This window comes from Saliniferula longa (genome assembly GCF_050789285.1).
Taxonomy (GTDB): Bacteria; Pseudomonadota; Alphaproteobacteria; order Rhodobacterales; family Rhodobacteraceae; genus CAVPWP01.
The window spans coordinates 245,825-266,357 of the sequence record NZ_JBOUVX010000003.1; the positions used below are offsets into that span (position 1 = coordinate 245,825).

19 protein-coding genes and 1 tRNA gene are annotated in these 20,533 nt (G+C 65.8%); 11 read left to right on the top strand and 9 right to left on the bottom strand.

From position 1 onward, the window contains the following. Positions 1–5: 5 nt before the first annotated feature. The 4 genes from ACRDNQ_RS14225 to ACRDNQ_RS14240 all read left to right on the top strand — a co-directional run bounded on the left by ACRDNQ_RS14225 (position 6) and on the right by ACRDNQ_RS14240 (position 2,407). Positions 6–473 carry a macro domain-containing protein gene (locus ACRDNQ_RS14225; RefSeq protein ID WP_431829353.1) on the top strand — a complete coding sequence of 156 codons (468 nt, stop codon included), beginning with the start codon at positions 6–8 and terminating at the stop codon, positions 471–473. A gap of 67 nt (positions 474–540) precedes the next feature. After that, entirely contained in the window at positions 541–1,659 is a 1,119-nt protein-coding gene (locus ACRDNQ_RS14230) for a pyridoxal phosphate-dependent aminotransferase (protein WP_431829354.1), read from the top strand. Positions 1,660–1,726: 67 nt separating this feature from the next. After that, on the top strand, positions 1,727–2,098 hold the full coding sequence (gene copM / locus ACRDNQ_RS14235; protein ID WP_431829355.1) for a CopM family metallochaperone: 372 nt from the start codon (positions 1,727–1,729) through the stop codon (positions 2,096–2,098). Positions 2,099–2,206: 108 nt separating this feature from the next. Next, on the top strand, positions 2,207–2,407 hold the full coding sequence (locus tag ACRDNQ_RS14240; RefSeq protein ID WP_431829356.1) for a hypothetical protein: 201 nt from the start codon (positions 2,207–2,209) through the stop codon (positions 2,405–2,407). Here the strand turns inward: ACRDNQ_RS14240 and ACRDNQ_RS14245 are convergent. Next, a complete protein-coding gene (locus tag ACRDNQ_RS14245) occupies positions 2,404–3,603 on the bottom strand; it encodes a pyridoxal-phosphate-dependent aminotransferase family protein (protein ID WP_431829357.1) in 1,200 nt (399 codons plus the stop codon). The genes ACRDNQ_RS14240 and ACRDNQ_RS14245 overlap by 4 nt on opposite strands. A 185-nt stretch (positions 3,604–3,788) precedes the next feature. On the opposite strand from ACRDNQ_RS14245, the gene ACRDNQ_RS14250 reads away from it, so the two are divergent. After that, a complete protein-coding gene (locus tag ACRDNQ_RS14250; RefSeq protein ID WP_431829358.1) occupies positions 3,789–5,564 on the top strand; it encodes an ABC transporter ATP-binding protein in 1,776 nt (591 codons plus the stop codon). 29 nt (positions 5,565–5,593) lie between these two features. Here ACRDNQ_RS14250 and ACRDNQ_RS14255 read toward each other — a convergent pair whose 3' ends face one another. Then, the gene (locus ACRDNQ_RS14255; RefSeq protein ID WP_431829359.1) at positions 5,594–6,088 is read right to left on the bottom strand and encodes a glycosyltransferase; all 495 of its coding nucleotides are present in this window, start codon (positions 6,086–6,088) and stop codon (positions 5,594–5,596) included. Here ACRDNQ_RS14255 and ygfZ point away from each other — a divergent pair. Then, on the top strand, positions 6,087–6,947 hold the full coding sequence (gene ygfZ, locus ACRDNQ_RS14260; protein ID WP_431829360.1) for a CAF17-like 4Fe-4S cluster assembly/insertion protein YgfZ: 861 nt from the start codon (positions 6,087–6,089) through the stop codon (positions 6,945–6,947). The genes ACRDNQ_RS14255 and ygfZ overlap by 2 nt on opposite strands. A 66-nt stretch (positions 6,948–7,013) precedes the next feature. Here ygfZ and efp read toward each other — a convergent pair whose 3' ends face one another. After that, a complete protein-coding gene (efp, locus tag ACRDNQ_RS14265; protein WP_431829361.1) occupies positions 7,014–7,577 on the bottom strand; it encodes an elongation factor P in 564 nt (187 codons plus the stop codon). A 217-nt stretch (positions 7,578–7,794) separates the two neighbouring features. Here efp and ACRDNQ_RS14270 point away from each other — a divergent pair, with 217 nt between their 5' ends. Next, positions 7,795–8,121, top strand: a complete 327-nt coding sequence (locus ACRDNQ_RS14270; protein ID WP_431829797.1) for a DUF6280 family protein — start codon at positions 7,795–7,797, stop codon at positions 8,119–8,121. 70 nt (positions 8,122–8,191) lie between these two features. Here the strand turns inward: ACRDNQ_RS14270 and ACRDNQ_RS14275 are convergent, their stop codons facing one another. The 5 genes from ACRDNQ_RS14275 to ACRDNQ_RS14295 all read right to left on the bottom strand — a co-directional run bounded on the left by ACRDNQ_RS14275 (position 8,192) and on the right by ACRDNQ_RS14295 (position 14,074). After that, positions 8,192–9,064: an OmpA family protein gene (locus ACRDNQ_RS14275; protein WP_431829362.1), complete on the bottom strand. Its 873-nt coding sequence runs from the start codon at positions 9,062–9,064 to the stop codon at positions 8,192–8,194. 163 nt (positions 9,065–9,227) lie between these two features. Beyond that, the gene (locus tag ACRDNQ_RS14280; protein WP_431829363.1) at positions 9,228–10,502 is read right to left on the bottom strand and encodes a hypothetical protein; all 1,275 of its coding nucleotides are present in this window, start codon (positions 10,500–10,502) and stop codon (positions 9,228–9,230) included. A 70-nt stretch (positions 10,503–10,572) separates the two neighbouring features. Then, complete coding sequence (locus ACRDNQ_RS14285) at positions 10,573–11,955, bottom strand: TolC family outer membrane protein (RefSeq protein ID WP_431829364.1); 1,383 nt, start codon at positions 11,953–11,955, stop codon at positions 10,573–10,575. A 42-nt stretch (positions 11,956–11,997) separates the two neighbouring features. Continuing rightward, the gene (locus ACRDNQ_RS14290; protein ID WP_431829365.1) at positions 11,998–12,651 is read right to left on the bottom strand and encodes a protein-L-isoaspartate O-methyltransferase family protein; all 654 of its coding nucleotides are present in this window, start codon (positions 12,649–12,651) and stop codon (positions 11,998–12,000) included. Between the two features lie 88 nt (positions 12,652–12,739). Beyond that, positions 12,740–14,074, bottom strand: a complete 1,335-nt coding sequence (locus ACRDNQ_RS14295) for a CAP domain-containing protein (RefSeq protein ID WP_431829366.1) — start codon at positions 14,072–14,074, stop codon at positions 12,740–12,742. A gap of 253 nt (positions 14,075–14,327) precedes the next feature. Between ACRDNQ_RS14295 and ACRDNQ_RS14300 the strand changes: the two genes are divergently transcribed. The 4 genes from ACRDNQ_RS14300 (at position 14,328) to ACRDNQ_RS14315 (ending at position 19,379) form a co-directional block, all read left to right on the top strand. Beyond that, positions 14,328–14,401: transfer RNA gene (locus ACRDNQ_RS14300), tRNA-Cys, on the top strand. A 623-nt stretch (positions 14,402–15,024) separates the two neighbouring features. Next, on the top strand, positions 15,025–15,198 hold the full coding sequence (locus ACRDNQ_RS14305) for a hypothetical protein (protein ID WP_431829367.1): 174 nt from the start codon (positions 15,025–15,027) through the stop codon (positions 15,196–15,198). Beyond that, entirely contained in the window at positions 15,185–16,195 is a 1,011-nt protein-coding gene (locus ACRDNQ_RS14310; RefSeq protein WP_431829368.1) for a tyrosine-type recombinase/integrase, read from the top strand. The genes ACRDNQ_RS14305 and ACRDNQ_RS14310 overlap by 14 nt, the downstream gene beginning before the upstream one ends. A gap of 1,006 nt (positions 16,196–17,201) precedes the next feature. Further along, positions 17,202–19,379, top strand: coding sequence for an NACHT domain-containing protein (locus ACRDNQ_RS14315; RefSeq protein ID WP_431829369.1), 2,178 nt, complete (start codon positions 17,202–17,204; stop codon positions 19,377–19,379). 33 nt (positions 19,380–19,412) lie between these two features. Here the strand turns inward: ACRDNQ_RS14315 and ACRDNQ_RS14320 are convergent, their stop codons facing one another. After that, positions 19,413–19,949, bottom strand: a complete 537-nt coding sequence (locus tag ACRDNQ_RS14320; protein ID WP_431829370.1) for a thermonuclease family protein — start codon at positions 19,947–19,949, stop codon at positions 19,413–19,415. Positions 19,950–20,533: the final 584 nt, after the last annotated feature.

Sequence of the window (20,533 nt, forward strand, 5' to 3'; positions counted from 1 at the left end):
GCCGCGTGGGCGGGCGCCTTCGATACGTGACGGGCGACGCGACCGCGCCCGAGGGCCGGCCGGCGGTCATCGCGCATGTGTGCAACGACGTGGGCGGCTGGGGCGCGGGGTTCGTGCTGGCGCTGTCGCGCCGCTGGGACGCGCCCGAGCGCGCCTATCGCGACTGGCATGCCTCGGGCGACGGGTTCGAGCTTGGCGCGGTGCAACTGGTCACGGTCGCGCCCGGGCTGCAGGTCGCCAACATGATCGCCCAGCACGACATCCGGGCGCGGAACGGCATTCCGCCGATCCGCTATGAAGCGCTGCACCGGGCGCTCGAGGCGCTGGATGCGCAGGCCGATCCGGCGGCGGCGATCCACATGCCGCGCATCGGCTGCGGTCTGGCGGGCGGCACCTGGGACGAGGTCGAGGCGATCCTTGACGAAACGCTGGTCGCGGCGGGGCGCGAGGTCGTGGTGCACGATCTGCCCTGACCGGCGACCCGGCCGATCGTCCTGCCCCCTTGCGCGGGACCGGCCCCCTCGCCTATCGCTTGTCGCCATGACCGGCCCCCGACTGACGCCCCTTGCCGACAGCCTGCCCGCCACCGTGCCCTTCGTCGGCCCCGAGGCGCAGGAGCGCGCGCGCGGGCGGCCCTTCGTGGCGCGGATCGGGGCGAACGAAAGCGCCTTCGGCCCAAGCCCCGCCGCCGTCGCGGCCATGCAGGCGGCGGCGCGCGAGGTCTGGATGTACGGCGACCCCGAAAGCCATGACCTGCGCGTGGCGATCGCCGCCCACCATGGTGTGGCGCCCGCGAACGTGATGATCGGCGAAGGGATCGACGGGCTTCTGGGTTTTCTGGTGCGGCTTCTGGTGGCTCCGGGCGACGCGGTCGTCACCTCGGAGGGCGCCTATCCGACCTTCAACTACCATGTCGCGGGCTACGGCGGGACGCTGCACAAGGTGCCCTATCGCGACGACCGCGAAGACCCGCAGGCGCTGGTCGCCAAGGCGGCCGAGGTGGGCGCGACGCTGATCTATCTGGCCAATCCCGACAACCCCATGGGCACCTGGCACGACGCGGCGACGATCGAGGCCGCCCTCGAGGCGCTGCCCGAGGGCGCGCTTCTGGTGCTGGACGAGGCCTACGGTGATTTCGCGCCCCCGGGCGCTCTGCCACCCGTTCGGGCCGGGGACGCGCGGGTGATCCGGATGCGCACCTTCTCGAAAGCCTACGGGATGGCCGGGGCGCGCGTGGGATACGCGCTGGGGCATCCCGATCTCATCGACGCCTTCAACCGTGTCCGCAATCATTTCGGGATGTGCCGGATCAGCCAGGCAGGCGCGCTGGCGGCGCTGGCCGATCAGGACTGGCTGGCCCATGTCGTGGCGCGCGTCGCGGACGCCCGCGCCCGCATCGCTGCGATCGCCGCCGGGAACGGGCTGACCTCGCTGCCCTCGGCCACGAATTTCGTGGCCGTCGACTGCGGCGGCGACGGCGCCTTCGCGCGCGCCGTGCTCGACGCGCTGGTCGCGCGCGGCATCTTCGTGCGCATGCCCTTCGCCGCGCCCCAGAACCGCTGCATCCGCGTGGGCTGCGGCACCGACGCGGACCTTGACGCCTTTGCCGCGGCACTTCCCGCGGCCCTGGCCGAGGCGCGTGCGGCGCGCTCACGCTGACGTGACTTGCCCTCCTGCGGGGGAGGGCTGTTTTTCAACGGCGTCAATGACTTCCAGAGGACCGAACATGCCCCGACTTCGTGCGATCCTGCTTGCCGCCCCGCTTCTGCTGGCCGCCCCCCTTTGGGCGCAATCGGGCGATGAACATCACCAGGGCCATGGCGCCCACGACCAGATGAGCGGGGTGCCCCTTGCCGCCGACTGGGCGGCGATCAACGACAGGATGCATGCCGGCATGGCGATCGAACTGACCGGCGATCCCGACGTCGACTTCGTGCGCGGCATGATCCCGCACCACGAAGGCGCGACCGAGATGGCGCGGCTGGTGCTCGAGCACGGCAGCGATCCCGAAGTGCGCAAGCTGGCCGAGGACGTGATCGCCGCGCAGGAGGCTGAAATCGCCTGGATGCGCGCCTGGCTGGCCGAACGCGGCTACTGAACGCCGCCCCGGTTCCCGGGTGAGTGATCCGGCAGGGCGACTGACCTCGTATCTTCTGCAGAACGAGGCGCGGCCACCACGGCCCGCCCGGCACAGCAGGGACGACAGATGGCGCCGCGCGACCCCCTTTTCCTTTTCGGACTGTCCCTTGCCGTCGTGGTTGACGTGCTTCTGGTCTATATCGTCTTCGGCCTGCCCGGCGTGGTGATAGGCGCGCTGATCTGCCACCTTCTTGTTGGCCGGATCGAACGCCGCCGGCGCGAAACACTGCCGGCCTCCGCCGACGCGGCGTTCGGGCGCGGCCGCTAGGCGCGCGCCAGAACCCCTGCCGCCGCGCCCAGACCGCCCGGCGCGAAGCGCAGGCCGCAGGCCACCATCCCCGCCTCGATAGCGCCCAGCGCGCCCATGATCATGTGGGCGTTCACATGTCCCATGTGGCCCACGCGGAAGAAGTGGTGCCACGCGGGATCGCCCCTTTCTGCCATGCCAAGGCCGATCCCCAGCGTCAGCCCCGCCTTCTCTTCGACCCAGGTGCGCAGCGCCGTGCCCTCGGGGCCGCCCGCGCGCACCGACGTGACGGCATGGCTGCGCAGGGCCGGATCGGCGATGTTGAGCTGGATCGGCCCCTCCTGCCCCCAGGTCTCGAACGCCGCCCAGACCGCCTGCGCGATCACGGCGTGACGCCGCCAGACGGCGTCGAGCCCCTCTTCGCCGATCATGTCGAGTGCGGCGCGCAGACCATAGAGGTGATGCGTGGGCGCCGTGCCGTCGAAGTACTGGTAGAACTCGGACGGGTCGCTGCGCGGACGCCAGTCCCAGTAGTGGGTGACGCAGCGCGCGGTTTCGCGCGCTGCATCGGCCTTGTCGCTGTAGAACACGAACCCAAGTCCTGGCGGGGTCATCAGCCCCTTCTGGCAGGCGGCGACCATCACGTCGACGCCCCAGTCGTCCATCTCGAAGGCGTCGCAGGCCAGGCAGGCGATGCAGTCGACCATCAAGAGCGCAGGGTGATCCAGATCATCCAGAACGCCGCGCAATCCCTTGATATCGTTTCGAACGCTGGTCGAGGTGTCGACCTGAACCAGCATCACCGCCTTGTAGGCATGGGCCCGGTCGGCGGCCAGCGCTTCGGCCACCCGGGCCAGGTCCACAGGCGCGCGCTTGCCGAAATCGATCACCTCGATCCCAACGCCCATGCGCCGGGCGATCTCGGCCCAGCCATGGGCGAAGCGGCCGGTGGCCAGCACCAGCGCCCGGTCGCCGGGCGAAAAGACGTTCGCCACCGCCGCCTCCCAGGCGCCGTGGCCGTTGGCGATATAGATCGCGGCGTGTCCGGCCCGCGTCCGCGCCACCGACTTGAGATCGCGCATGAGGCCCGGGACCATCTCGACCAGTTCGCCGTGATAGATGTTGGGCGCCGCGCGGTGCATGGCGTTCAGGACCCGGTCGGGAATGACCGACGGTCCGGGAATGGCAAGATAGGGGCGACCGTGCTGGAGGCTCATCGGCGGGTCCTTGGAACGACAGGCCCTCCGACTAGACCGACCCCGGCACAGCGTCAATCGGGTCGACTTGCGGGCACGCCCCGGGGGCGGCCTCGCGCGCCGTCCGGCCGCGTCCGGCGCTTGTAACCCGCCCCTCCAGCGTCTAGGTCTGGCGCGACCCGAAGCAGCCGGACGGACCCAAGCGCGTGGCCCAGACCGCAAGGAAATTGCCCGGAAAAGCCGGCCCGCTGCTGGCCTGGCTTTGGCAGGGCTATCTCAAGCGTCACTGGGCGCTGCTTGCGCTGGCCTTCGCGCTCATGGTGGTCGAAGGCTCGGCGCTGGGCGTGATGAGCTACATGATCGAGCCGCTGTTCGACCGCGTCTTCGTCGGCGGCAATGTCGGCGCGCTGTGGTTCGTGGCCAGCCTGTTCGCAGCAATCTTCATCCTGCGCGGGATCGCCGGCGTGGCGCAAAGCGTGATCATGTCCTACGTGGCAAACACCACCACGGCCGAGATCCAGATCGACCTTGTCGGGCACCTTCTGCGACTGGACAGCATGTATTTCCAGCGCAATTCCCCCGGGGCGCTGATGGAGCGGGTGCAGGGCGACACCGCGGCGGTCAGCGGCGTCTGGCAGACGCTGATCCGCAGCGTGGGGCGCGACGCGGTCACGCTGGTGTCGCTGACGATCGTGGTCGTGGCGATCGATCCGGTCTGGACGCTGGCCGCGGTGGTCGGCATCCCGCTTCTGGTGCTGCCGACGATGACGGTCCAGCGCTATATCCGCAAGAAGACGCACTATACGCGCGAGACCGCGAGCGAACGCTCGACCCGCCTGGACGAGGTGTTTCACGGCATCAATCCGATCAAGCTCAACTCGCTCGAGGCCTATCAGAACAACCGCTTCGCCAATGTGGTCGAACGGATCCGCCGCGCGCAGGTCAAGGCCGCGGCCGGGGCGGCGGCGATGCCCGGGATGATCGACGTCGTCACCGCCATCGGCATGTTCGGCGTGCTGATGTTCGCCGGGCGCGAGATCGTCGCCGGCGAAAAGTCGGTGGGCCAGTTCATGTCGTTCTTCACCGCGATGGGCCTTGCCTTCCAGCCGTTGCGCCGGCTTTCGGCGATGATCGGGACCATCCAGGTCGCCGCAACCAGCCTCGAGCGCATCCGCGAGGTCTTCGACGAGGAACCCACCATCGTCTCGGCGCTGGATGCCGAACCCGCCCCGCGCGACGTCACCATCGTCTTCGACGGCGTGCATTTCGCCTATGACGAGGCGCCGGTCCTGCAGGGTGTGAGCTTCGTCGCCGAGGCCGGCAAGACCACCGCCCTCGTCGGCGCCTCGGGGGCGGGAAAAAGCACCGTCTTCAACCTTCTCACGCGGATCGTGGACAAGGACGCGGGCACGATCACCGTGGGCGGCAAGCCGATCGAAAAGGTCGACCTTCCCGAACTGCGCGGGCTTTTCTCGGTCGTCTCGCAGGAATCGCTCCTTTTCGACGAGACCGTGCGCGAGAACATCCTTCTCGGCCGCTCGGATGTCGACGAGGCGACGCTTGCCCGCGTGCTTGCCGCCGCCCAGGTGACCTTCCTCGACCGGCTGCCGCAGGGCCTCGACACCCGCGTGGGCCCGCGCGGCTCGGCGCTGTCGGGCGGGCAGCGCCAGCGCGTGGCGATCGCCCGCGCGCTGTTGCGCAACGCCCCCATCCTGCTGCTGGACGAGGCGACGTCGGCGCTTGACACGCAAAGCGAGGCCGCGGTTCAGGCCGCGCTTGACGTTCTGTCGGAAGGGCGCACGACGCTGGTCATCGCGCACCGCCTGTCCACCGTGCGCGAGGCCGACAAGATCGTCGTCATGGACCGGGGCCGCGTGGTCGATCAGGGCACCCATGACGAGCTTCTCGCCCGCGGCGGCCTTTACGCGGCGCTCTATCAGATGCAGTTCCGCGACCCCGAGGACGACGCCGCGAGCGCCTGAACCGCGCCGGCCCTTGCCGCCCTGCCCCCTCAGGCCGCCCGCATCGGGATCGCCCGCACCCGCCGGCCCGGCGCAGGCAGTCCGTCGCGCGGCAGAAGCAGGGCGCGGTCGGCGCAGGACGGCACGAACCGGCGCGGCCAGCGGTCCGCCAGCGCCGCCACCGCGCCGCGCCCGGCACGGGCGAAATACCCCGCCTGTCCCGGCGCCGCGGCCATGTGCGCCTCGGCCAGCGCGCTCCAGCCGGGCGGAAGCCGGATCTCGGGGGGAAGGATCAGCAGCCACGCGCCGCGGGCCGCGGCGACGCCGCGGGCGAGCCGTGCCTCCCGATCCGCGCCGGCCCCCTCGACCACCACGGCGCCCAGGGCCGCGGCGATGGCAAGCGTCGCGTCGGAGGACCCGCCATCGCTGACCACAAGTTCGCGCAGAAGGCCTTCGGACAGGCCCTCGATCAAGGCCGCGGCGCAGCCGGGCAAGGTTTGAGCGGCATCGCGGGTCGCGATCACGGCCGAGATCGGCGCAGGCATGGGGCCTCTTGGGTCTGGCGCTGTGCCGGGCTTATATAGGCTTGGGACCGCAAGGGAAACTCGCGCGATGACCAAGACCTCCGACCGCACCGTTCTTCGCCTGACCGGCGCGGACACCCGGGACTTCCTTCAGGGCCTGATCACCAACGATATGGCGCGTGCGAAGGGCGCGTTGCTTTACGCGGCACTCCTGAACCCGCAGGGCAAGTACCTTGCCGATTTCTTCGTCCTCGACCGGGGCGAGGACGTGCTGATCGACGTCGCAACCCCCTTCGCCGCAGGCCTTGCCCAGCGGCTTTCGATGTATCGGTTGCGCGCGAAGGTCGCGATCGAGACCACCGACCTGACGGTCGCCCGCGGGACCGGCCCCGCCCCCGAGGGCGCCCTGCCCGACCCGCGCCATCCCGCGCTTGGCTGGCGCGCCTATGGCGCGACGCGGGGCAGCGACGATACCGACTGGACGGCGCTGCGTGTCGCGCTCTGCCTCCCGGAAACGGGGATCGAGCTGATCCCGAACGACACCTACATTCTGGAAGCCGGCTTCGAACGGCTGCACGGCGTCGATTTCCGCAAGGGCTGTTATGTCGGGCAAGAGGTCACGGCGCGGATGAAGCACAAGACCGACCTGCGCAAGGGCCTTGTCACCGTGACGGTCGAGGGCGCCGCCCCCCCGGGCACCGAGATCACCGCCGACGGCAGGCCCGCGGGCACGCTTTTCACGCAGGCCGGCGGCAGGGCCATCGCCCATCTGCGCTTCGACCGCGCCGGCGGACCGATGCAGGCCGGCACGGCCCGCGTCCTGTGGGACGGGGCCGACCCGGCGACGCCCGGCGCCGTGCCCCGGCCGTCTTCTGGCTGAAAATACCTCCGCCGGAGGCCCCGGACGCGCGTCCTACGCGTCCGGAATGCGCCATCGCGCCGCGCGTCACGCGCGTTCGGAGTATTCCATCGTCTCGGTGTTCACCACGACCTGCTCGCCGGTGCCGACGAAGGGCGGGATGGTGATGCGCACGCCGTTGTCGAGGATCGCGGGCTTGAAGCTGTTGGCGGCGGTCTGCCCCTTCACGACCGGCTCGGTCTCGACCACGGTGCAGGTCACCTTCTGCGGCAGCGTCGCGTTCAGCGCCTCTTCCTGGTGGAATTCGACCGTGATGGTCATGCCGTCCTGAAGGAAGGGCCGGCGTTCGCCCAGGATCTCGGCCGGAAGCTCGATCTGGTCGTAGGTTTCGGTGTCCATGAACACCAGCATGCCGTCGGTCTCGTAGAGAAACTGCATATCCTTCTGTTCAAGGCGCACGCGTTCGACCTTGTCGGCCGAGCGGAAGCGTTCGTTCAGCTTGGTGCCGTTGCGCAGGTTGCGCAGTTCGACCTGCGCGAAGGCGCCGCCCTTGCCGGGCTTGACGTGGTCGACCTTGACCGCCGCCCAGAGCCCGCCGTTGTGCTCGAGCACGTTTCCGGGCCGGATTTCGTTTCCGTTGATCTTCGGCATGTTCCTACCGTCTGAACTGGTTGAAGAGGGATCGCCCGCCCCTATATCTGCCCAAACACCGGCCGACAAGGCGGGAGATTTGGCGGAGGACGACCGGCAGCTATGCGCTATGCGCATGACAGCCATTCGAAATAAGAATGACAGAATCGCCGCTCAAGCGTCCATAAGGGGCGGCACGCCGCGAAAAACAGCAAAAGCAAGAACAAAGGACAACGAGATGACTGATTTCGTTGATGGCACCGCCTTCAACAACGAGCAAGGCAACCGGGCGCGAAAACTGTTCGCCGCCGTCGTCCTTGCCGCGCTTGACGATGCGATCGCCGACGACAAGAAATATGGCAACGGCCCCGAGCAGATCGCCCGCTGGGCGCGGTCGCGCGACGGCCGCGAGGTTCTGACCTGCGCCGGCATCGATCCCAACGAACGCGTCGTTCAGGGGCTGATGAAGTTTGTGGCCGCCGGGGTGCGGACCTCGGTCGCGCTGTCGCGAGAGGAAAGCGAACGCCGTCATGCCGCCGAAGCGGCCGAACGCGAAGCCGCCTGAGGCCCGCCTCACCGGCCAAACGAAAACGCGCCCCCTGGGGCGCGTTTCGCATTTCCGGACAGCGATGTCGTCAGATCACCTCGTCGCCGCCCTGGTTGCGGCCGCCCGAGTTGCCCGGATCGCCCGCCTCGTCCCCATTGCCCCGGCCTGAGTTTGCCTCGCGCTTGGCGGCGTTCTTGCCGCCGGGCGCGGTCGGCGCGGGATCGGAGGCCACCGGGGCACCGGGCGCAGGCACGCCCGTCGTCGGCCCCCCCGGGATCGGCCCCCCCGTAACCGGCCCTTGCGAGGTCGTCCCCGCCCCGGTCGGTTGGGGGTCCGTTTCGGCTGCGGCTGGTCCGTCGGTGCCCCCATCCGGCACCGACGGACCGCCGCTGACGCCGACGGGAAACCCCACGTCGCCGGCATCCTGGCCCGGGGCGACGACCTCGCCCTGCTGCAAATCATTTCCGTTAAGCGCCGCCAGGATCATCGCGATCGGGGACCTTGGCTGGTCGTCGACAAGGGTGGTCACCCGCTGCAGGGGATCGAACTCCACCTCGACGGGGCCAACCGGGATAACCCGCGCGCGGATGCGGTCGGCCGAGATACCCTGCGCCAGGAGATAGGCGACGACGCTTTCGGCGCGTCCATGGGCCGGGTCCGTGGCGGGGACGGCACCGCCGTCGCCCTGCCCCATTGCAACGACAAGGAACCGCGTCGCGGGGAAGTCGTCCATCCAGCCCGCCTGCACGTCGAGGCGCGCCATCGCGTCGGACGAAAGCTGCGCATCGGCGTCGAGATCGACGAAGAACGGCGTCTCACGCCGGAACTTGCGGCCGATCTGGCTGAGACCGGCGGCCTCGTAATAGTCCTGGTCGGGATGGAAGCGGGACGCCGCATCCTGCGGCATGTCGCACGCGGCGAGGGCCGTCAGCGCGACGGCAATCAACAGGCTGGCACGCATGGTGCACCTCACTCGTTACCCGGCGATCCCCAACATGGGGTCGGCCTTCTTCACTCAACATGCCGACGGCGAACATCGCCGCGGCCTGCCACAACTATCGGAAGATTGTTACAGAAATGCGGCGAGCGCCTGCTGGATCCGGAAACGGCAGGTTTCCCGCCGGTCAGTCGAAGTCGCGGACGGCCAGCGCGCGCTCGATCTCGCGGCGGACGAGCTTGCGGATATTGCGGGTGATCTTCTCGCCCAGGGGGCCCTGCAATTCCTGATGCAGAAGCTCGGCGACAAGTGCGCGCAGTTGCGCGTCGTCGATCGTCAGGGCGACCTCGGCTGCGTCCGCAGGTTCGCTTCCCCGCCAGTCCCCTTCCGGCCGGGCCCCGATTTCGGCCTCGACCTTCGCCTCTGGCGCGATCTCAGTCGTGTCGACAGTGGGACCGACCACAGGTCCGGGCAGGTGTGCGGCATGACGGAAGGTGGGACGGAACTGGGCAAGATCGGCCTCGGCGTCCGGCGTCTCGACCTCGCGGAAGGGCGCGGCCTCGTGGACATCGCCGGCGTGGATGGGGGCGTCGGGCACCTCGTCAAGGGCATCGGCTGCCTTGCCTGCGTCGGGGTCCGCCGTCGGCTGCAGCTCGGGCGCGCTGGCATCGGCCGTGTCGGCCTCTTCGTTCGTGCCCCATGCATCGTTGGCCGCGTGGTCTTCGGCCCCGTGCTGTTCGGCCCTGTGCTCTTCGGCCCTTTGGTCTTCGGCCCTCTGCTCTTCTGCGGCGTGGTCTTCGGCCATCTGGTCTTCGGCCGTGTGATCTTCGGCCGTGTGCTCCTCGGCATGCTCCTCGGCGGCGCGGTCGTGCCGGGTGAAGAACAGGCCGGCGGGCATCGGCGCGTCGCTGGCCCGGGCTGGGGCCTCGGCCGGCGGCTCGGGCTGCGGTTCGGGTTGCGGCGGCACCGCAAGGAAAAGCCCGCGGCGGACTTCGGGCGCTGCGGCCGGTTTGGCCTCGGTCTCGGCGCCTGTCGGGCTGGTCCTGCCGGGCGCGTCGTCCCCGGCCAAGCCGGGAAGGTCGCCATCCGCCTCGGCGGTTTCGATCCGCAGATCTTCGACCGCGCGGATCAGATCCTCGGGCGGGCGGACATGGGCCACTTCGCTGCCGTCGGGCTCGAACTCCTGGACCTGGCTGCCGACGGCCGCCTCAAGCTCGGCGATGCGATCTTCCAGCGTGAGGCCGCGCGGCGCGGCCGGACTGGCGGGCGCAGGCTCGGCGACACGAAGGGCGGGCGTCAGCAACAGCCTGTCGCCCGCCGGCAGGGCGGGCTCGGACGCGGCCCGCGACGAGGCGCCTGTCGATGCCGCTGTCGCCCCCCCCGGCGCAGGTGTCGCGAGGATCAGACGACGGATGGAGGCAAGAACGTCCTCGCCGCCGGGTTCGGATGCGGAGTTTGTCATCGTGCTGCTCTCCTGCCCCCGAAGAAATGGTACCCCAAAGACGCCCGCCCAGACAATGCCCGCCGCGCCCTCAGTTCCGCCCGATGCTGCGCAGCACCCGGTCGAGCTTTTCGCCCTGCGGGCTGACATAGGTCGTGGGCGCGTTCCGGACGGCGTTGTAGTAGGCCGCCGGATCGTAGATCGGCACGTTCAGGCCAAGGTTCTGCACCGTCAGAAGCCCGATCGACGTCAGCACCTGGAAGTAGGCGGTAAAGCGGTCGGCCGTGGCCGTGACGCGATCGGTCTGGGCGTTGAGCAGGTCCTGTTCGAAGATCAGGACGTCAAGCGTGGTGCGCGCGCCCAGCGCCTGTTCTTCCCGGGCCCCTTCAAGCGTCAGCCGCGAGGCCTCGACCTGCGCGTCGATCGCGGTGATCTGCGCGTTGGCCACGTTCAGGTTGACGTAGGAGTTCGCCACCGCCTGATCGGTCAGGAACTGCGTGTTGATCAGGGCGCCGCGCGCCGCATCGCGCTGCGCCTGCGCCCGGCGGATCGAGGACGCGATCTGGCCGCCCTGGTAGATCGGCCCCGACAACTGGATGCCCAGCGACGAGCTTTGCTCGAAATCGTCATCGACCGAAGCGCGGGCCGAAAGGTTCAGCGAAGGCCGCATCGACGCCTGGGCAAGCTGGATGCCGATCTCGGCGACGGTGACCTGCCGCTGGGCCTGCCGCAGTTGCGGCTGCCGCTGCCGGGCGATGGCCAGCGCCTCGTCCGGGGTGGCGGGAATGGCCGGCGGTCCGGGCGGCGGCGCAAGGTTGGTCGCGTCGATGCCGGTGGCCGAGCGGTATTCCTCGCGCGCAAGCTCGAACTGGCCGCGCGCGGCCTCGAGCTGCGAGAGCGCCGCGGCCACGCGGCTTTCGGTCAGCGAAACGTCGGTGCGGGTGATCTCTCCGACCTCGAATCGGTCGGTGTCGGCGCGCAGCTGTTCCCCCAGCACGCGCAGGTTGTTCTCGGCCAGGTCGACGAGGGCCGCGGCCTGCAGGACCGACACATAGGCCGCGACGGCGCGCAGCAGCACCTGCTGCTCGATCGCCAGAAGCTGTTCGCGGGTGGCAAGCACCACTTCCTTCTGCAGGTCGATGCGCAGCTGCGACTGGCCGAAGTCGTAAAGCAGCCAGGTTGCCGCAAGCGAGAAGTTCGACGCGACATTCCCGCCGCCGGGGATGGCGGTGCTGTAGGCATAGCCCGCCTCGGCCACGTAGTTGATGATCGGCCGCAGGCGCGCGACGGCCTGCGCCACGTCTTCGTCGGCCGCGCGCACCAGGGCGCGGTTCTGTTCCAGAAGGCCGCTGTTGGTGTAGGCCGCGACCAGGGTGTCGGCCAGCGTCTGCGCCCGCACGGACCCTGCCGCCACCGCAAGCGAACCGGCGGCGACGGCGGCCAGAATCCACTGCCTGTAGGTCTGCCGTCCCATGCCTTCTTTCCCTCTTTTCACCGTTCGGCCCCTGACGGGGCGTCAGAACACGAAGTCGCGCGCGGCCTCGAAGCCCGGCAGCGTCGGGGCCGCGGCGTTGAACGCATACCGCCACGACAGCCGGCCGCCGGACTTGTGGCCCACGCGGGCCACGCCCAGCGCGCCCTCCATGAAGATCGCGCCGATCCGCCCGCCATCCTTCAGCTGGTCGATGATCGCCTCGGGCACCGACTCGACCGCGCCTTCCAGGACGATCGCGTCGTAGGGCCCGTGCTTCGGCGCGCCGCCATCCAGCGGGCCCTCGATCATCGCCACGTTGTCGGCACCGATCTCGGCCAGAAGCGCCTCGGCGTCGGCCACGCGTCCGGCGTCATCCTCGACCGCGACCACCGCCTCGGCCAGCCGCGCGATGACCGCGGCGGAATAGCCAAGCCAGGGCCCGATATCGAGGACCAGGTCATCGGGTTCGATGTCGAGCGCATCGAGAAGCTTCGCCAGCGTGCGCGGTTCAAGAAGCACGCGCCCCGGCCGCACGTCGAGGTTGCGCCCGGCATAGGCGGCCTCGCGCAGACCCTGGGGCACGAAAAGCTCGCGCGGGACGGTCAGCATCGCGTCGATGATCGGAAACTTGGTCACGTCGGACGGACGCACCTGGGTGTCGACCATCGTGATCCGCCGCGTCTCGTAGTCGGACATGAACTGGACTCATTGGTTCAGAATTGCCTTCGCGACCTCTGCCACAAAGCGTGACCTGCGGCAACCGGAAGAACCGTCGCGGCCGCTCTCAGAGGAATGCGAACCCGTCGCTGTCACCGAAATCCTGCAATGCCGCGGCGACCCAGGCCATCTGCGCCGAAAGCGCCGCCATATCCTCGGGGGCAAGGGTCGCGCCGCCGCCCATCAGCATGTCGTTGCCGCCGCCGCCGTCGATCTGGTCGTCGCCGCCGCCGCCGCTGATCGCCAGGTCCGCCAGCATGTCGGATCCGTCCAGAAGATCGTTGCCGTCCGCGCCCACGACACGCTCGATCCCGACAAGGCCAAGGTTCATCACCACCGCGGCGTCGCCCGAGAATCGCACCAGGTCGAAGCCGTAGGTGCCGCTGTCCTCGATGAAGTCGAAGGCGTCGGCCTCGTACACGTCCGAGCCGTCGCCGCCATCCATCGTGTCGGCCCCCTCGCCGCCGATCAGCGTGTCGTCGCCCGCGCCGCCCTCGATGCGGTTGTCGCCCTTGTTGCCTTCAAGCCAGTTCGCCGCGCCGTCCCCCGTCAGGTCAAGGTCGTCGACGCCAAGAAGGCGCGCGTGCTCGACCCCCGAGACGAGGGTGGCACTTGCCGACAGCAGAACCGGCCCGCCCACGACGTAATCGACCTTGCCGTTTCCGCCCGACACGTCCAGCGCAACGACCCCGTCGAAGCCGCCGTAGGAGATCTCGACCAGCGCCGCAGCGCTTGGCGCGATCTTCAGGGCATAGCCGCCTGCGGTCTCGGTCGTGTCCGACAGCCCGCCGATCCGGAAGACCGCCCCGCCCCGCCCTTCGCCGATGGTGTAGAAGTCGTTTCCGTCGAGATCGTCATAGACGACGCCGGTCACGAAGACGCTCGATCCCGATTTGGCGAACTTCTCGGTCAGCATCGAGGCGTTCCAGTTGGTCCCGTTCGACAGGAACTTCCCCGCCTCCTGACCGATCCCGATCTCGCGGAAAGTCTCGTTCATCAGGTTGGTGCGATGCCCGGGGCTGAGGAAGAGACCGCGATGATGCTGGTCGATGGCCGAATTCAGGTTCATCGTCCCGGTCGTTCCCGTCCAGGCGAGGTTCTCGCCCCAGGTCCAGGACCCCGTGAACGCATAGCCCGCCGCCTGCATGCGCTGTCCGGCCGAGGATCCGCCCGATCCGGTGTGGCTGAAGACGTCGGCCGCCAGCATCCACAACGAATGGTCGGCGGCGGCCTGGTTCAGAAGCTCGTTGGGCGCAAGCACCTGCTTTGCGGTGGCGTCGATGGTGCCGGCCGACAGGCCCTGATTGAGCGTTATCCCATAGCGCTCGGCCTCGGCCAGCGGATCAAGCCGCGCACGGTTGACGAGTTCGAGCAGGTATTGTTCGGCAGCGGTCAGGGGCATGGCGCAGGCTTCTGGTCCGGACACATCGGTTCAACAGGAAGAATTGGACCTTAAGCGGGTCGATTCGTGGCGCGAATGTGGTGACGACCCGGCTTTCGGCAGCAGACCGCCCATGTCGCGCGCCTTGTGGCGTGGTCCCGCCCGGTCGGCGCGGGACCGGCCCACCAGACGCGGACGCGGAAGCGCGCCGGCGTGGCCGGCCCACATCGTCCTTGACGCCCCTTCGCGCAGATCCTAGTCAGACCCGGCCGACGGCGAGTTGGCGGAGTGGTTACGCAGCGGATTGCAAATCCGTGCACAGGAGTTCGATTCTCCTACTCGCCTCCAAATCTTTTCAAAGACCTAGCGCATCCACGGCAACCGGGCTCTACCCGGGTCTAAACAAACGTCTAAACATTCTGTTTTTGTTCCGTTCGCAAGGCGCGGCCTCGACTCGAACGTTCCGACTGCCCGGGCATCATCAATTGCGCCAAGGCGACGGCTCGCCGTGCCGGACGTATGCACCCTCAGGCACGGCTCGCCTGCATGGCGCCTTCACCGCAGATATGGTGCCCACAGCTGCCGCAAAGCCTCCTGCCCCCGAAGACGCAAGGATCGGAGGGGGCTGGAGGCGGTCCCTCCCCCTCCCTCTCCTTGTTGGGGTATGCATTTAGTGACACGAGCTTGGAAGCAGCATCCCCATCTTGCTTTCACCAAGGCGCGACGTGATCGCGCCATGCCGGGACTGCAGGAGCGACCAAGATCTGTGTCACGGGCCGCGTGAGCGGCCAAATCCGGTAACGAATTGTTACAAAAAGGGTATGCGTTTAGTGACACGGCTCAGAAATTTTGGTTGTCGCGTCTGCCCCCTCTGCCTAGCCGTTTATCTGAAGAGTGTTTGCATGAGGTCATAGCCTCATTCGTCCGAAGGGCGCGCAAACCGAACGACAGAACGGCGAAGGTGCAAGGACATGGCTGTGCGAAACCAACATGAGCAAGCACTCAAACTGCTCGATGCTTTCGAGAGGGCTGGTAAGGCGGTCGCGCGGATCGTCGTTGACGGACGCCGGATTGAAATCGAACTCGCAAAGGGCCAGACTCACGACGAATTCGACAGGATCGACATGCGCCATGGCAAAGCGTGAACTCCCCAGGCACGTCTACCGTCAGCGCAACGGCCTGTACTTCCAGCGCCGGGGCTGGCCGACCCAGAAGCTGGCGCATGAGTTCGGCACTCCAGAGTTCTGGAAGGAATACGCCGACATCCTCGCAGGCGAAGCCAAACCTTCCCGCGTTACGTCGCGCAGCTTCGCTGCGCTGATCGACGACTACAGGAAGTCGCCACGCTACAAGCGCCTCAAGCCGCGCACGGCTCTGGACTACGACAAGTTCCTCGACTTCTTCCGCTCGATCATGGGCGATGCAAACCCCGTCGCGATGAAGCGTAAGGATGTGATCCGCCTGCGGGACGCGAACGCCGAGAAGGCGTACTTCGCCAACTACTCGCTCCGGGTCCTGCGCATCCTGATGGAGCACTGCGTCGACCTGGGCTGGCGTGAGACGAACCCCGCCAAGGGGGTTCCCGAGCTCCGGACCGAAAAGACGGCGCGCGAGCCTTGGCCTCAGGAGCTCCTCGACGCCTACCGGGCCGCCTGCCCCATCGGGTCGCGCGAGCGCCTTGTGATGGAGCTTTGCGTCGGCACAGGCCAGCGGATCGGCGACGTGCTCGAGATGCGCTGGTCCGATATCCAGAACGGCGGCTTCGTCGTCAGGCAGAACAAGACAGGTAAGGAGCTCTGGGTGCCTATCCTGTCCGACCTGCAAGCGGCTCTGGACGCCGCCAGCCGGCACTCGATGTTCATCCTCACCAACGAGAGGGGAACCAACCGCTGGTCCTACCGTGGCGCTTCACAGGCCGTCAGAAACGTCAGGGAGCGCATCGGCGCGGTGGACTACGACATCCACAGCTGGCGCTACAACGCCGCTTGCGAGCTTCTGGAGGCGGGCTGCGGGGATGAATTGATCGCTGCTGTGACGGGGCAGAGCCCGGCGATGGTGCAGCACTATACGAAGAAGGTGCGGCAAAGGATTCGGGCTGCACGAGCACAGAAGATGCGAACGGGCTCGGCTGCAAGTCAGTAAGTGCTTCTAGATCGTAACCAGCATCTCCCTCATTCTCACTCAGCCCCAGGCAGAAAGCGTTGGCTAGCCTTGAGCTGAAAGCAGGGCGGGTCCGAAAGTGCAGGTTGCAGTCAATGGAAACCTCGTTCCCTAGCGCTAGCTACGCTAGCAAGAACGACGAGCTGCGACTGTCATGAGACGTGCGGCCAGAGGTAGAAGCACTTTGGTCCCCACGACCTGTCCATCTATGAAGCTACCGTGCATCGAATGACGATTTTATTGTTGAAGGCGACTTACAACGCCTGCAACGGTAATGGTGTACGTATGTGAAATCTCATCTACGTCGACTATGTACTCAACGTTCGGTAAACTTCGGCATGAAGCCCAGGCGGCCAAGACCCATTCACGTCCTAATCGATTGGAATAGTGAACTACGCGCCCTGCAACGGTCGCCGATCAATGATGGACCCGAGTTGGCTCGGCAAGCCCTGAAACAGGTATGTCGTCGTGTCGGGAAGCTGCTGCACGAACAGGCTGCAACGGACACATTCTTCCTGTTCCTGAGGGTCTATCATGGTTGGCGGCGGGGCTTCGAACCCACACAAAGACGAATGGCCTTGGAGGCGGCGCGTGTGTACAACCCTCAGAACCCGGAGGATCGTGGGCTCGTTGAGTACTCGCCGCGCGCCTCACAGGTCATTCGGCAGTTGGAATTCGGTGATCGTTTGGCAGGTGCAAGAGACACTAGGCTTTGCGGCAAAGCGCTAGATCATCACCTTCCGAGTACGCTGCAAGTAGACCGCACCGGCACTCCCGGAGAAAAGATGGTAGACACAGCATTGGTGTCGGACCTCATCTTTCTTGCTGCCGAAGACGATCAGAGTTGGCTCGTCGTGGTTGGGCAGGATGCCGACCTGATTCCCGGAATATTGACTGCCGAAGGTCTAATCCAAGGTACCGATCGTCGCGTTATTTTCTTGGCTCGTGGCGGCATAAGTAACAGCAACCCAAAGATGACGGACTTGATATGTCGGAGATAAAGCTAACAGAACAAGATCTTGCGCCGTTTACAGACCTCGGCACAGGACTTGAGACTTCAGATGCCGGATATCGGTTAAGTCGGAATGGCAAATTTATAAGTATTGAGCCGCTGGGCACCGGTTACATAATGCAGGCTCCTGATGGATATGTGCGAGAATTTTCCAGCGCAAGCCTATTGCTCGCAGATCCCATCTTCGCCGACCTAAGCAGAATTGCACGAAATCAAGCCATACTTCTATCGCGGCACAAGATGACGCGTCGCCCTGTACCGATCTCTACAACCATGATAGGCGTTCAAGGAAATATACCCGCCTTTGCCACAACAACTACTCCTTGGCATGCACTTGACCAGTGGTTGCGTGATCTAAAGGCCTCCCAGGATAACAACACAACAGATCTCTTGTTGATTGATGGCCCAGCTGGCGTCGGAAAGACAACGGTCGTTCAGGAAACCTCTCTGCTGCGCGCTGAAAACTATGACGGCTCAGCAGCACTTATCTTCCAGATAGCTAGCCGAGGTCGAGTCCTTCAAAACATTTCGGACCTTATCGCATTTGCTCTACAGGATGTTCGATCAAACCTAACGATTGGGCAATTGAGAACTCTAATGAGGCATGGCCTTGTTCAGCTGGCCATCGATGGATTTGATGAGCTATCAGACCCAAGTGGTTTTGAAACCGCGTGGAGCGGGCTGAACAACCTAATCGCAAGCGCCCGTGGAGAGGCGGCGTTTCTACTAGCGGGAAGAGAGACATTTCTATCGACAGAAACGATATTGAGACAGTTGACGTCCGTCGCGAGAACAGATCGCATGGCTGCCCTTTCTTTGGGGGACCCTACACCTGATCAGGCGAGAGGTTGGCTCCTAGAGCAGGAGGGTTGGAGTAGCACGCTTCTAAAGAAGGAATTTGTTGACCCAATATTTGACAGTGGATCCTATGCCCTACGCCCGTTTTTTCTTGATGTTGTCGCCAAGGAACCAATCGCGCTAGCAAGCGATTCACCCCCAGCCCCGGACCTACTGAGCTACCTCGCCGACGTAATGATTGAGAGGGAGGCGCAGAAGTTTGTTGAAAGGCTCGACCCTCCCGAGGGAAACCTAGCCGGAAATGTGTACGCTAGCTATGTGGCAAGATTTCTTGAGGAAGTCGCGCGCGATATGTCCGAGAACCAATCTGAGGCAATTGCCGACGATGCGCTGGATTTGCTCGCTACAGTTGCCGCAGATGGCATTCTGCCTGATGATCAAGTGCCGGCGGTAGTCCAAAGGGCTAGGACAGTAGTCTTTCTTGAGAACGATTTGCGTCCAGGCCATGTTCGCTTCGCCCATGAGCAACTTCTCATGCATTTTCTTGCAAGGGAGGCGCTTCGATCCGTGGGCGACGGGGAGACTCCTCGCTACATTCGACGCAACCCTTTCGGGCGGGACGACATCGAGGTGTTCGGCAACGTTGCGAGGGGGCGTCAAGAGCAGGCAACACGTTTTCTCCGTCAGGTTCGCATACTCCTCGCCAAGACTTCACGCGACCGGACAAACTCTAATCTGGCGGTTCTCGGTGTTGCTGCTGCATGCGCAACGGCACCTGATGATGCGGAGATTGAGATACAGGGTCTCGGAATAGGCGAGATGTTCTTTCCTTTTGCTGCGCCCAAGGGCATCGCCATTCGCGATACCGCAATAAGTATTCTGCACGCATCCAGCTCAGATCTGAGAGAGGTGCAGTTCCGCGATGGAGTTACAATTTCTACCCTTGAGATCGATCGCAAATCCCGCCTGCCTGCCAGTATTCCACGTCCTCAAATGTTGGTACATCCGGGTGGAGCTACAGTGCATCCAAGGGACATTGAAGCACTCCTCGCACCCAGAGATATGGCAGAAGGAGAAAACGTGCTTAGTTGGCCACCCGAGCTAGCAGAGCTATTGGGTCGAATTGATCGCTATCGGGGCTTTTGGCTACGTACCGATGAAGACAACACCGATCCGCAGGGAAGACGCATTGTGACCCATTCTGAGTGGCAGGAAGTATTCTCAGCCCTAAGAGAGCTGGATTTGGTTACGGTCAAATCACGCCAGGCTTCCGGGGCTGCATCAGAGTTCGTCCACTTTAAGCAGGACGTTCCTTTGGTCCAGAGCGGCGCGTTATACAAGGCGCTCTTGTCGTGATGTGGACAGAGCGGCAATGCAGGTTAGGTCCACCTACACCTCGGACGCCGGCAGCCTCCCCTGCTGCTTCGCCGCGGCCCGCCAGTGCTTCTTCCGTATGCCCTCCGGCTCCAGATGCCGGTACGCCCCTCCCGAGTACTTCGGCCAGTCGAGCGCCAAGCCCTGCCTGACCATCTCGGCCGCGAGGTCGGTGCCATCCTCGAGGTAGCACTTCGCCACGGTCCGGTCGTAGGACAGGCCGGGCTGAATCACGGCCGTGACGACCCTCCCCTTGCAGAGCTCGATCATCGCGGACTTCGCCTTCTTGCCCCAAGGATGGTCCAGCTCGGGAGCGTCGATCCCGGCGATGCGGATCATGGTGCCGCTGATGGTGATCGTGTCACCGTCCACGACATAGCACTTCCCCTTGAGGGCGGTCGTCGTCGGCGTCCTGTCGGGCTTCGATGGATCGTCGACCTTCCGTGGCGGAAGGTGAACGGCTTTCGGAGTCGGCGTCGGCGTCAGCTCGACCAGTTTCGGTGGCGTCGGTCGGCTCGAATGGCGCAGCGCGCGCAGGATCATGCGAAGCATTCGTCGGTCCACCTGGCTGTCTTGGACGGGTCTTGTACGGATTAAGAGACAGGAGGATTCGGGCCATTTTGGGGTGAAGGCTACCCTCTTTCGGCCTCTAAACTTTCCTGGTCCGTTCTCGCCAGAACGGACCAAGGTCTAGACATTTTCCCTATTGTTTTCCGTGAGATGCCTAGTCTTGCAAATCCGTGCACGCCGGTTCGATTCCGGCACTCGCCTCCAAGCCTTTTCAATGACTTGGTGCATTGACTGCGACTGGGTTTTTCCGGTCTGACCCTTCTGTTTTTGTTCTGTTCGCAAGTCGCGGCGTCGACTCGGGCGTTCTGACTGCCCGGTCACTCTCATTTGCGCCAGCGCGGCGTCCCGCCGGGCCCGACGAATGCACCCTGCGGAACGGCTTGCCGGCATGGCACCCTCACTGCCGACAGGGCGCCGACTACTGCCGCAAAGCCTCCTGCCGCCGGCGACGCAAGGATCGGAGTGGGTTGGAGGCGGTCCTTCCCTCTCCCCCCAGTTGGGGCTCCACATTTGGTGACAGCGGGCCGCGGCGACCTTGGATGCCGACCCTGCGGTCGTGGGCCACT

Excerpts from the sequence above, each read along its gene's own strand:
- ACRDNQ_RS14230 (WP_431829354.1), top strand. The coding sequence starts at position 541 with ATGACCGGCCCCCGACTGACGCCCCTTGCCGACAGCCTGCCCGCCACC.
- copM (WP_431829355.1), top strand. The coding sequence starts at position 1,727 with ATGCCCCGACTTCGTGCGATCCTGCTTGCCGCCCCGCTTCTGCTGGCC.
- ACRDNQ_RS14240 (WP_431829356.1), top strand. The coding sequence starts at position 2,207 with ATGGCGCCGCGCGACCCCCTTTTCCTTTTCGGACTGTCCCTTGCCGTC.
- ACRDNQ_RS14245 (WP_431829357.1), bottom strand. The coding sequence starts at position 3,603 with ATGAGCCTCCAGCACGGTCGCCCCTATCTTGCCATTCCCGGACCGTCG.
- ygfZ (WP_431829360.1), top strand. The coding sequence starts at position 6,087 with ATGGGGCCTCTTGGGTCTGGCGCTGTGCCGGGCTTATATAGGCTTGGG.
- ACRDNQ_RS14255 (WP_431829359.1), bottom strand. The coding sequence starts at position 6,088 with ATGCCTGCGCCGATCTCGGCCGTGATCGCGACCCGCGATGCCGCTCAA.
- efp (WP_431829361.1), bottom strand. The coding sequence starts at position 7,577 with ATGCCGAAGATCAACGGAAACGAAATCCGGCCCGGAAACGTGCTCGAG.
- ACRDNQ_RS14270 (WP_431829797.1), top strand. The coding sequence starts at position 7,795 with ATGACTGATTTCGTTGATGGCACCGCCTTCAACAACGAGCAAGGCAAC.
- ACRDNQ_RS14275 (WP_431829362.1), bottom strand. The coding sequence starts at position 9,064 with ATGCGTGCCAGCCTGTTGATTGCCGTCGCGCTGACGGCCCTCGCCGCG.
- ACRDNQ_RS14280 (WP_431829363.1), bottom strand. The coding sequence starts at position 10,502 with ATGACAAACTCCGCATCCGAACCCGGCGGCGAGGACGTTCTTGCCTCC.
- ACRDNQ_RS14285 (WP_431829364.1), bottom strand. The coding sequence starts at position 11,955 with ATGGGACGGCAGACCTACAGGCAGTGGATTCTGGCCGCCGTCGCCGCC.
- ACRDNQ_RS14290 (WP_431829365.1), bottom strand. The coding sequence starts at position 12,651 with ATGTCCGACTACGAGACGCGGCGGATCACGATGGTCGACACCCAGGTG.
- ACRDNQ_RS14295 (WP_431829366.1), bottom strand. The coding sequence starts at position 14,074 with ATGCCCCTGACCGCTGCCGAACAATACCTGCTCGAACTCGTCAACCGT.
- ACRDNQ_RS14305 (WP_431829367.1), top strand. The coding sequence starts at position 15,025 with ATGGCTGTGCGAAACCAACATGAGCAAGCACTCAAACTGCTCGATGCT.
- ACRDNQ_RS14310 (WP_431829368.1), top strand. The coding sequence starts at position 15,185 with ATGGCAAAGCGTGAACTCCCCAGGCACGTCTACCGTCAGCGCAACGGC.
- ACRDNQ_RS14315 (WP_431829369.1), top strand. The coding sequence starts at position 17,202 with ATGTCGGAGATAAAGCTAACAGAACAAGATCTTGCGCCGTTTACAGAC.
- ACRDNQ_RS14320 (WP_431829370.1), bottom strand. The coding sequence starts at position 19,949 with ATGCTTCGCATGATCCTGCGCGCGCTGCGCCATTCGAGCCGACCGACG.